Below are 12,281 nucleotides of genomic sequence, written 5' to 3' on the forward strand. Positions count from 1 at the left end.
GAGGCCGTCTACACAAGACGGACACAACAACAGCACACGCGCTGGTTCGCGCCTGCTGTGGAGCACACCTGTATGAACTCGCCGTCCGACATCCCAAGCCCCCGCTTGTCATAACCCTGCCAGGCCGCCGAAGGACGGACCCGACACGGGCCGTAAGTAAATACTTAAGAGCCACACAGGGCTCACTTCGCCGCGTGCGCCAGCGCGCCGGGCGGCATTTCCTGACGAGCGTACCTGACAAGCGTCTAAAAGGCTAAGGCCAAAAACTCACACCAAGTTACCGTCCGGTTAAGCGGATTACCTCCTTTCCAATTACCTCACCCAGGTGCACGAACGCCCGGTGGACCTGCCCCCGCCGACGGGGTGGGGAGCAGGCGACCACCGGGCCGCAACGCACAAATCAGCCTTGCGTCTCCAATTCTTCATCGAGGATGGCGAAAATCTCCTCTGCCGATGCAGACTCCAGATCGGCACCCACACCCGGAGCCTCTGTGTCGAAAAGGAGTTCCTGGAGATATCGGGCGAGAGCGGTTGCCGACGGGTGGTCGAAGACCAGCATCGGCGCCAGGTTGCGGCCGGCCGCCGTCACCATGCGATTGCGCATTTCCAGTGCGCTCAGCGAGTCGAAGCCGATGTCCAGGAAGCCCCGGTCCGGGTCGATCGCCTCGCCTCCGCTGTGCCCCAGCACCGACGCCGCGTGCGTACGCACCATGTCCAGCAGGGCACTCTCGCGCTCCGCCGAGGGCAGCCCCGACAGGCGCTTCACCAGGTCGCCGGCCCCCGCGTCCGCACCGGGAGCGGTGAGCCGTACCGGGACCCTCACGAGGCGGCGCAGCAGGGCCGGTATCCCGCCCGCGCGGGCGCGCAGCGCACCGGGGTTCAGGCGCAGTGGCGCGATGACGGCCTCCCCGGTGGCGAGGGCCGCGTCGAACATGAGCAGGCCGTCCGCCATCGAGAAGGCCGGCAGACCCTGCCCCTCCATCCGCTGCAGGTCGACCTCGGAGAGGTGCCGGCTCATGCCGAAGTCCACTCCAAAGGCACCCCAGGCCAGCGAGACTGCGGGCAGGCCCGCGCGGCGGCGCTCCAGGGCCAGCGCGTCCAGGAACACGTTCGCGGCCGCGTAGCCGGCCTGCCCCTGCGCGAGGACCATGCCGCCGGCGGAGGAGAAGAGGACGAACGCCTTCAGATCCAGGTCGCGGGTGAGCTCGTGCAGGTGCCAGGCTCCATCGGCCTTGGGCGCGAACGTCGCGTCCAGCAGCTCCGGAGTCCACGAGCCGACGACCCCGTTGTGCACCACGCCGGCGGTGTGGATCACCCCGGCGAGGGGGTGCTCGGCGGGTACCCCGGCCAGCAGGGCCGCAACAGCCTCCCGATCGGCTACGTCGCACGCCTCGATCCGCACCTCGGCACCCGACGCGGACAGCTCCGCGAGGAGCTCGACCGCACCCGACGCACCCGACCCGGACCGGCTGACCAACAACAGATGCCGCACGCCGTGCTCGGACACCAGATGACGGGCCACCTCCGCACCCAGACCACCCGTACCACCCGTGATCAGCACCGTACCGCCACCAACACCGGCAGCGTCGTCGGCAAGGGCGGACAACCCGGCGCCCACGGAGACGGACATCGCCGGCACCCGAGCCAGCCTCGGAAGGAGGATCCTCCCGGCGCGGAGCGCGATCTCCGGCTCGCCGGTGGCAACGGCGGCCGACAGCCCGGCCACCGAACGCGGATCCGCGCCAGCCACGAGACCACCCGGATCCAGATCGACCAGCTGGAACCGACCGGGATTCTCCGCCTGCGCCGCACGCACCAGACCCCAGACCGGGGCCTGCCCAAGATCCACATCCTCACCCGGCTCCACCGCGACCGCACCACGCGTCGCCACCACCAGCCGGGAATCAGCGAACCGATCCCGCGACAGCCACTCCTGGACCACCGCCAACACCTCATGAGCCGACTCGCGCACAGCCTTCAGCGGATCACCACCCGACGCCCCGCACGCGTACAGCACCACCTCCGGCACCGGACCGCCCACCGACACATCCCGCCACAACGGAAGAACCACCTCCGACGACGAGCCCGGAACCGACAGCTCCTCCCACTCGATACGGAGCAACGACCCACCACCCGCATCGGAAGCCACCGCCAACTGCGCAGCCGACACCGGCCTGAGTGACAGCGCCTCGACGGTGGCAACGGCATTCCCGTCCGCATCCGCGAGCCGCATGGACAGGTTGTCCGCCGCCGTCCGGGTCAAGTGCACGCGCACCGCGGGTGCACCGGCGCCGTGGAGGGACACACCGGCCCACGAGTACGGGAGCAGTGTGGGCTCGTCACCGGTGTCCCCGACGCTCAGGGCGTGCATGGCAGCGTCGAGGAGTGCGGGATGGATCCCGAAGCGCGCCGCATCGGCATGCTCCTCCTCCACCAGCCCCACCTCGGCGAAGACGTCCTCACCGCGCCGCCAAGCAGCCTTCAGCCCCTGGAAGACCGGCCCGTACGCATAACCCTGCCGCAGCAGCACGTCATACGCATCAGCCACCTCCACCGCCTCGGCACCGGCCGGCGGCCACACCGACAGGTCCTCGGCGCCCGGGGCAGACACGCCCCCGGAGACCAACGCTCCATCCGCATGCAGGGTCCACGCCACATCCGAGGCAACCGACTCGCCACGCGAGTACACACGCACCGACCGGCGCCCCACACCATCCGGGGCACCCACCGCCACCTGCACCCGTACGCCACCCTGCTCGGGCAGTACCAAGGGCGCCTGAAGCGTCAGCTCCTCCACGACCTCACAGCCCAGCTCACGCCCGGCGTGGAGAGCGAGCTCCACGAAGCCGGTGCCGGGGAGCAGGACCGTGCCCAGTACGTCGTGGTCGGCGAGCCAGGGCTGCGCCTCCACCGACAGGCGGCCGGTGAACACGACCCCGTCGGAGTCGGGAAGATCCACCGCGGCACCGAGGAGGGGATGATCGGCCGCCCGCTGCCCGAGCGTCACGGGAGCCGCGCCCACCGCACCGCCGGTCAGCCAGTAGCGGTCGCGCTGGAAGGCGTACGTGGGCAGTTCGATCCGGGCCGGGGCGTGCTCGGCGTAGAACGCCTCCCAGTCGATGTCCGTCCCGGAGACATGGAGATGGGCCAGAGCGGTCAGGACCGATTCCGCCTCGTCCTTGTCCCCGCGCAGGCTCGGTACCACCACGGCACGCGAATCGTCCGGGAGGGACTGCTGGGTCAGCGCCGACAGCACACCCTGCGGGCCGATCTCCACAAACCGGGAGACCCCCAGACCGTTCAGGGCCGAGACCGCGTCCGCGAAGCGCACCGGACGCAGGACGTGCTCCACCCAGTACTCCGGGTCCTGCCAGGCGGCATCCGGGGCTCCGGTGACCGTGGAGACGGTCGGCAGGGTGGCCGGCTTGAGGTCCAGGGCTGCGACGACCTTGCGGAACGGCTCGATCATCGGCTGCATCAGCGGGGAGTGGAAAGCGTGACTGACCTCCAGCCAGCGCACCCGACGACCCTCAGCCCGGAAACGCTCCTCCAACGGGGCAAGCGTTTCACGGGGACCCGACGCCACCACCGAACGCGGCCCGTTCACCGCAGCCACACCCACATCAACGAGCCCGGCCAGCGCCTCGACCAGCTCGCCTTCCGTGGCCTCGACCGCGAGCATCGCCCCGCCAGCCGGCAGGGCCTGCATCAGACGACCACGCGCCGCCACCAGAGAGCACGCATCCGCCAGTGAAAGCACACCGGCGATGTGCGCTGCGGCAATCTCACCGACCGAGTGGCCCGCCACAACATCAGGCAGAACACCCCACGACGCCCACAACCGCGCCAGAGCCACCTGAAGCGCGAACACCGCAGGCTGCGAAACCCCCGTCCCCCACACCTCAGAACCCAGCTCACCATCCAACAGAAGCGGGCCTACGGGAAATTCCAGTTGGGCATCGAGCAGCCCGCACACCTCGACCAGAGCCTCACGGAACACCGGGAACCGAGCCACAAGACCCGCGCCCATACCCGACCGCTGCGAACCCTGACCCGAGAACGCAAACGCCAGCCGGCCGCCAGAAGCCACCCGGCCCTCGACGAGACCTTCGGCACGCGCACCAGCGGCCAACGCCTCCAGCCCAGAGGACAGTTCACCCAGGTCGGAGGCCAGAAGGACCGCGCGGTGCTCAAGACCCGCACGCGTCACCACCTGCGAGAACGCAACATCGGCAAGCCTCAGCGACGCATCCGAAGCGACACGCTCACGAAGCCGCTCGGCCTGACCACGCAAACCGGCCACCGACTTCGCCGACACCACCACCGGCACCACACCCACGGCCGGAGCATCCACCACACCAGCAGGAATCTCGACCGCCGGCGGCTCCTCCACGATCACATGCGCATTCGTCCCGCTCAGACCGAACGACGACACACCCGCACGCCGCGGAGCCCCCGTCACCGGCCACGGACGGTTCTCCGTCAGCAGCCGGACTCCCCCCTCGGACCAGTCCACCTGGTGCGAAGGACTCCCGGAGTAGAGCGACTTGGGAAGGACCCCGTTCCGCAGGGCCATCACCATCTTGATCACACCGGCGACACCGGAGGCCGCCTGCGCGTGGCCGATGTTCGACTTCAGGGAGCCCAGCCAGAGCGGCGTGTCGTCCCCCCGCTCGCGCCCGTACGTCGCCAGCAGCGCCTGCGCCTCGATCGGGTCGCCCAGCGTCGTACCAGTGCCGTGGCCCTCCACCGCGTCGACGTCCGACGCCGACAGCCGGGCATTGGCCAGGGCCTGCCGGATCACCCGCTGCTGCGAAGGACCGTTCGGCGCGGTGAAGCCGCTGGAGGCGCCGTCCTGGTTGACCGCGCTGCCCCTGATCACCGCCAGCACCTGGTGCCCGTTGCGCCGGGCGTCCGACAGCCGCTCCACCAACAGCAGGCCGACGCCTTCCGAGCAGCCCACGCCGTCCGCCGACGCGGAGTACGACTTGCAGCGGCCGTCCGGGGCCAGGCCGCGCTGCGTGCTGAAGTACACGAACATGTCCGGGTTGGCCATGACCGTCACCCCACCGGCGAGCGCCAGATCGCACTCGCCCGACCGCAGGGCCTGCGCCGCCAGGTGCAGGGCCACCAGCGACGAGGAGCACGCCGTGTCGACGGTGACCGACGGGCCCTCAAGGCCGAGCGTGTACGACACCCGGCCGGACACCAGGCTGCCGTCGCTCGTCGCGTGGGCGTAGTCGTGGTACATGAGGCCGGCGAACACGCCCGTACGGCTGCCCCTCAGGGAAACCGGGTCTATGCCGGCCCGCTCCAGCGCCTCCCACGAGGACTCCAGCAGGAGCCGCTGCTGAGGGTCCATGGCCAGCGCCTCGTTGGGACTGATCCCGAACAGGTCCGCGTCGAACCGTGCGGCCTCGTAGAGGAATCCGCCTTCGCGGGCCACGGACTTGCCGGGCTTGCCGGGCTCCGGGTCGTAGAGGCCGCCCACGTCCCAGCCGCGGTCCGTCGGGAATCCGGAGACGGCGTCCACGCCGTCCTCGACCAGCCGCCACAGGTCCTCGGGCGACTCGACGCCGCCTGGGTAGCGACAGGCCATGCCGACGACGGCGATGGGCTCGTGCGCGGAGGCCAGCAGTTTGCCGTTCTCCTGCCGCAGACGCTCGTTGTCCAGCATGGACGTGCGCAACGCCTCGACGATCTGGTCAACCGATGTACTCACGGTGAAATCAGCCTCTCGCTCAGTTGGCATCGCTGATGCCGAGTGCCGCCCGCACGAGGTCGTCGACCCCCATGCTCTTGATTGCGTCGCTCTGCCCGGTGCCGGGGGTCGCCTCCGCTGCGGGTTCCTCGGGCGCGGCCAGGTTCAGGAGGGTCTCCAGCAGTCCGGACTCGCGCAGTGCGGCGAGCGGAATGGCGGCGATCCGGGCGCGTACGGACTCGTCGTCGAGGGGCGAGTCCGTTGCGGTGTTCTCTTCGACTCCGGGCAGCAGTTCGGCGAGCAGGTGCTCCGCCAGCGCCCGGGGGTTGGGGTAGTCGAACATGAGCGTCGCCGGCAGGCGCAGCCCAGTGGCCGACTGGAGCTGGTTGCGCAGCTCGATCGCGGCCAAGGAGTCCAGGCCGAGCTCGGTGAAGCCCCGGCTCAGGTCGATCGCGGCCGGATCGTCGTGCCGTACGGCGGCGACGTGCGTCCGTACGACGTCCAGCAGGAACTGCTTGCGCTGCTCCCCGCCGAGGCGGGCCAGCTGCTGTTCCAGCGAAGCCGAGGCCTTGGCCGGTTCGACGTGCGCCGGGCGCGGGGCGCCGGGCGTACGCGCGGTCTTGGTGGTCCGGCCCCGGAGCAGGTCCCGGAACAGCGGCGACACCTCGGGGTTGCGGGCGGCGAGCGTCGGCAGGTCGAGGAGCATCGGGACGAGGACCGCCTCGTCCCGGGCCAGGCCCTCGTCGAGCAGGGCCAGGCCCTCATCGGACCGGAAGGCGGGCATGCCCTGGTCGGCCATGCGCTGCTCTTCGAGCGCACCGTCGGTTCCCGCCCCGGCGAGGCCCTCTTCCGAGGCCCAGAGCCCGAAGGCCAGGGCGGAGGCCGGCAGGCCCTGTGTCCTGCGGTGGTGGGCCAGCGCGTCGATGAACCGGTTCGCCGCCCCGTAGTTGGCCTGTCCCGCTCCGAGGAGCAGACCCGAGACGGAGGAGAGCATGACGAAGGCCGACAGTTCGTTCCCGCGGGTCAGCTCGTGGAGGTTCCAGGCCCCGTCGACCTTCGGGCTCAGCACGTTCTCCCACTGCTGCGGGGAGAGGTGTGTCAGCAGCGCGTTGTCCATGACTCCCGCCGCGTGGACCACCGCTGTCAGCGGGTGCTCGGCGGGGATCGCGTCCAGCAGCGCGCTCAGCTGGGAGCGGTCGGACACGTCGCACGGTGCGATGACCACGTCCGCGCCCAGTTCCGTCAGGGTGGCCCGCAGCGCGCGGGCGCCCGGCGTGTCGCCTCCTCGGCGGCTGACGAGCAACAGCTGCCGTACGCCGTGCTCGGTCACCAGCCTGCGGGCCAGGAGGGCCCCGATGCCACTGGTGCCACCGGTGATCAGTACCGTCCCGTCCGGGTTCCACGGCGCACTCGCCCCGCCGGTTGCCGAAAGGGGGGCCGCCGTCAGCCGGGGCGCGAGCACATAGCTCCCGCGGACCGCGAACTCCGGTTCGCCCAGGGCCGCGAGCGGCTCGGTGATCCGGTCGTCGTCCGCCCCGATGTCGGCGAGCAGGATACGGCCGGGATTCTCCCGCTGCGCCGCGCGCACCAGGCCCCAGAGCGGCGCCTGGGCCGGGTCCGTGACGTCCTCGGGGCCGGTGGTGACGGCGTTGCGGGTGACCACCATGAGCCGGGTGGCCGCGAACCGGTCATCGGCCAGCCACTCCCGCAAGGAGGCGACCCCGTGTTCGAGGTTCGCCCGTACGGCGGCCGGGACGTCCCGGTCCGCGTCCTGCGGAGCGGTCCCGTCCTCGGCCCTGTCCTCTGTCCCGTATCCGTGCCCGTGACTGGGCAGGAGGACCAGGTCCGGTACGGGGGCCCCGTCCGCCACGGCCTTGGCCACGGCGGCGAAATCGGCGAAGAGTTCGGCGTTCGCCGCCAGCGAGGCGTGCCGTTCGTCGCCGACGATGGCCCACCGTCCGCCGGAGTCGCTGCCCGCCGCGCCGATCGTGAGGTGGCTCCACGTCGGGCGGAAGAGGGACTCGTGGAACTGGGAGCCCGTCGACGCGTTGGCGGCCGCCGCCACCCGGTCGGGCGTGATGGTCCGTACGACCAGCGATTCGACCGTCGCGACGGGCCGGCCCAGCGCGTCGGCGAGTTCCACACGGACCGCCTCGGGACCGGTGGAGACCAGCCGGACCCGGAGCCGTGCGGCGCCTGCGGAGTTGAGCGAGACGAAGGACCAGGCGAAGGGGAGGTGCGATCCGCCCACGTCCTGGGGGCGGTAACCCCCGAGGAAGTCGGTGGCGCTGAGCGCCGCGTCGAGGAGGGACGGGTGCAGTCGGAACTGCGCCGCGTCCTCTACGGCCTCCTCGGGCAGGGCGACTTCGGCGAACACCTCGTCGCCGCGCCGCCACACCGACCGCAGGCCGCGGAACATCGGGCCGTAGTGGTAGCCCTGGCTGGTCAGGTACTCGTAGACATCGCTGATGTCGACGGCCTCGGACCCCTCGGGCGGCCAGACCGCACCGCCGAGGGCGGATGCGGCCGGAACGTCGGCGGGCCTGTCCTGCGGGGCCAGCACTCCGGAGACGTGCCGGGTCCACGGGACCTCTGCGGGGGCGTCTTCCAGCCGGGAGTACACCGACAGCTCCCGCCGACCGGACAGGTCGGCAGCGCCGACGACGGTCTGGAACGCGGTCCCCCGGTGGGCGGTGAGCGGCATGATCGCCTCGATGGTCAGCTCCTCGATGACCGGGCAGTCGACCTCCTCACCGGCGCGGAGGGCGAGTTCCACGTAGGCCGTGCCGGGGAGCAGAAGGGTCCCCAGGACGTTGTGGTCCGCGAGCCACGGGTGCGTCTCGATCGACAGCCGGCCGGTGAGGACCACGCCTCCCGAGTCCGGCGAGACCACGACGGCGCTGAGCAGCGGGTGCTCGGCGGGGCGCAGGCCGATGGAGGTGGCGTCTCCACCCGGCAGGTCCGGGACGTCGAGCCAGAAACGGCGGCGCTCGAAGGCGTACGTGGGCAGGTCGATCCGGGCCGGGGCGTGCTCGGCGTAGAACGCCTCCCAGTCGATGTCCGTCCCGGAGACATGGAGGCGGGCCAGAGCGGTCAGGACCGATTCCGCCTCGTCCTTGTTTCCGTGCAGGCTCGGTACGACCACGGCGCGGGAGTCGTCCGGGAGGGACTGCTGGGTCAGCGCCGACAGAACCCCCTGCGGGCCGATCTCCAGGAATCGGGAGACCCCGGTGTCGGCAAGAGCAGTGACCGCGTCCGCGAAGCGCACCGGGCGCAGGACGTGCTCGATCCAGTAGTCGGGGTCCTGCCACGCGGCGTCCGGGGCTCCGGTGACCGTGGAGACGGTCGACACCTTGGCCGGCTGGAAGTCGAGTGCTGCGACGACCTTGCGGAACGGCTCGATCATCGGCTGCATCAGCGGAGAGTGGAAAGCGTGACTGACCTCCAGCCAGCGCACCCGACGGCCCTCAGCCCTGAAACGCTCCTCGATTGGGGCAAGCGTTTCACGGGGACCCGACGCCACCATCGAACGCGGCCCGTTCACCGCGGCGACGCCCACATCCGCGAGCCCGGCCAGCGCCTCGATCAGCTCGTCCTCCGTGGCCTCGACCGCGAGCATCGCTCCGCCAGCCGGCAGGGCCTGCATCAGGCGACCACGCGCCGCCACGAGGGAGCACGCGTCGGCCAGTGAGAGCACGCCGGCGATGTGCGCTGCGGCGATCTCACCGACCGAGTGGCCCGCCACAACATCGGGCAGAACACCCCACGACGCCCACAGCCGGGCCAGAGCCACCTGAAGCGCGAACACCGCAGGCTGCGAAACCCCCGTCCCCCACACATCCGGACCCGGCTCACCATCCAACAGAAGCGGGCCTACGGGCAGATCAAGTTGGGCATCAAGCAGGCCACACACCTCGACCAGAGCCTCACGGAACACCGGGAACCGAGCCACAAGACCCGCACCCATACCCGACCGCTGCGAACCCTGACCCGAGAACGCAAACGCCGTCAGCCCCTCCGCGACACTCCCCCGCACCAGATCCCGAGAAGTACCGTCAGCCGCCAACACCTCAAGCCCAGCCGACAGTTCATCCAGGTTCGAAGCCAGAAGGACCGCGCGGTGCTCAAGACCCGCACGCGTCACCACCTGCGAGAACGCAACATCGGCAAGCCGCAGCGACGCATCGGCAGCCGCAACATGCTCACGAAGCCGCTCAGCCTGACCGCGCAGAGCCACCGCCGATTTCGCCGACACCACCACCGGCACCACGCCCACCGGAACATCCTCGGCCGGCACCACCGCCTCGACCGCCGGCGGCTCTTCGACGATCACGTGCGCGTTCGTCCCGCTCAGCCCGAACGACGACACACCCGCACGACGCGGAGCCCCCGTCACCGGCCACGGACGATTCTCCGTCAGCAGTTCGACATGGCCCTCGGACCAGTCCACCTGCGGTGTCGGCTCGTCCACGTGCAGCGTCTTCGGCAGCACGCCGTGCTGCATCGCCATGACCATCTTGATCACACCAGCGACACCGGCCGCCGCCTGGGCGTGGCCCATGTTCGACTTCAGGGACCCCAGCCACAGCGGGGAGTCCTCGGCACGCTCCTGGCCGTAGGTCGCCAGCAGCGCCTGCGCCTCGATCGGGTCACCCAGCCGGGTCCCCGTACCGTGCGCCTCCACCGCGTCGACGTCCGACGCCGACAGCCGGGCATTGGCCAGGGCCTGCCGGATCACCCGCTGCTGCGAAGGACCGTTCGGCGCCGTCAGACCGTTACTCGCACCGTCCTGATTGACCGCACTGCCCTTGATCACCGCCAGAACCTTGTGACCGTTCCGCTCCGCATCCGACAGACGCTCCAGGAGCAGCAGGCCCACACCCTCCGACCAGCCCGTGCCGTCGGCCGCTGCGGCGAAGGACTTGCAACGACCGTCCGCGGACAGTCCCCGCTGCTGGCTGAAGCCCACGAATATGTCCGGGGTCGGCATGACGGTCACGCCGCCCGCCACGGCCATGGAGACGTCGCCCTGCCGCAGTGCCTGGCACGCGGTGTGCAGGGCTACCAGCGACGACGAGCACGCCGTGTCCACCGTCACGGCCGGACCCTCCAGCCCCAGCGCGTACGCGACGCGGCCCGAGGCGATGCTGGCCGCGCTGCCGTTGTCGATGTAGCCCGTCAGGTCGTCGGGGATGTGCGAGAGCCGACTCCCGTACTCGTGGTACATGACGCCGACGTACACGCCGGTGCTGCTGCCGCGCATGGACAGGGGGTCGATTCCCGCCCCTTCGAACGCCTCCCAGGTGCCCTGGAGCAGCAGTCGCTGCTGGGGGTCCATCGCCAGCGCCTCGCGCGGCATGATGCCGAAGAACTCCGGGTCGAACTCGGTCGCGTCGTGGAGGAAGCCACCGCTCCGCGTGTACGTCTTGCCGAGCCGCCCGGGCTCGGGGTCGTAGATGCCTTCGGTGTTCCAGCCCCGGTCGGTCGGGAAGCCGGAGACGACGTCGCGGCCTTCGGCCACGAGCCGCCACAGGTCCTCGGCGTTGTTCACGCCGCCGGGGAAACGGCAGCTGACGGATACGATCGCGATCGGGTCGTCGGCTCCCGCGATCGCGTCGGCCGCGGGGCCTGTGCCCCGGCCGGCGCTGCGTACGGCCGTCGACGCGGTCGGTGCGAGTGCCGCCAGGCGGTCCTCGATGAAGTCCGCCGCCGCCCGGGCGGTCGGGTGGTCGAAGACCAGGGTGGCCGGCAGACGCAGCCCGGTCTCGGAGTTGAGCAGGTTGCGCAGTTCGACGGCGGCGAGGGAGTCGAAGCCGAGTTCCTTGAACGCCTGGTCCGCGCCGACCGATTCGAGGTCGCGGTGCCCCAGGACGGTGGCTACGCGTGCCCTGACGAAGCCGAGTACGAAGCGCTTGCGCTGGGAGTCGCCCATGCTCGCGACCCTGTGCACGAAGCCGTGCTCCTCCGAACCGGCTCCGGCGGAGCGCTTGGGGCGTCGGGGTGCGGGACCTGCCAGGTCTCGCAGGACGGCCGGCAGGTCGTCGCGCCGGGCCCGCAGGGCGACGGGGTCGATGGTGAGGGGCGCGAGCAGCGCCTCGTCCGAGGCCAGTGCCTCGTCGAAGGCGGCCAGCGCCTCGTCGGTAGTGAGCGCCGGCAGACCGGCCTTGCCCACGCGGTCGAGGTCGGCTTGGGTCACTTCGCCGAGGCCGGATTCGGAATCCCACATGCCCCACGCGAGTGAGGTGGCGGGCAGTCCGAGGGAGCGGCGGTGTCCGGCGAGGGCATCGAGGAAGGTGTTCGCCGCGGCGTAGTTGCCCTGGCCTTCCGGAAGTGCCAGGCCTCCGATCGACGAGTAGAGGATGAAGGCGTCGAGGTCGAGGCCGGCGGTCTGCTCGTGCAGGTGCCAGGCCGCGTCGGCCTTCGGGGCGAGGACACGGTCCAGTTGCTCGACGGTCATCGTCCCGATGAGCGCGTTGTCGGCAATGCCGGCGGTGTGGACGACGGCGCTCAGCGGGTGCTCCGCAGGGATCCCCGACAGCACACCGGCCACCGCGTCGGGATCACTCACATCCGCCGCGAC

2 protein-coding genes are annotated in these 12,281 nt (G+C 70.7%); both read right to left on the reverse strand.

Translation table 11 applies throughout. The features are described from left to right. Window positions 1-400: 400 nt before the first annotated feature. Entirely contained in the window at window positions 401-5,722 is a 5,322-nt protein-coding gene (locus tag ABZY57_RS20940; RefSeq protein WP_356514026.1) for a type I polyketide synthase, read from the reverse strand. A 19-nt stretch (window positions 5,723-5,741) separates the two neighbouring features. Further along, window positions 5,742-12,269, reverse strand: a complete 6,528-nt coding sequence (locus ABZY57_RS20945; protein WP_356514028.1) for an SDR family NAD(P)-dependent oxidoreductase — start codon at window positions 12,267-12,269, stop codon at window positions 5,742-5,744. Window positions 12,270-12,281 lie beyond the last annotated feature (12 nt).

The sequence above is a fragment of the Streptomyces sp. NPDC006450 genome, assembly GCF_040612195.1.
GTDB lineage: Bacteria > Actinomycetota > Actinomycetes > Streptomycetales > Streptomycetaceae > Streptomyces.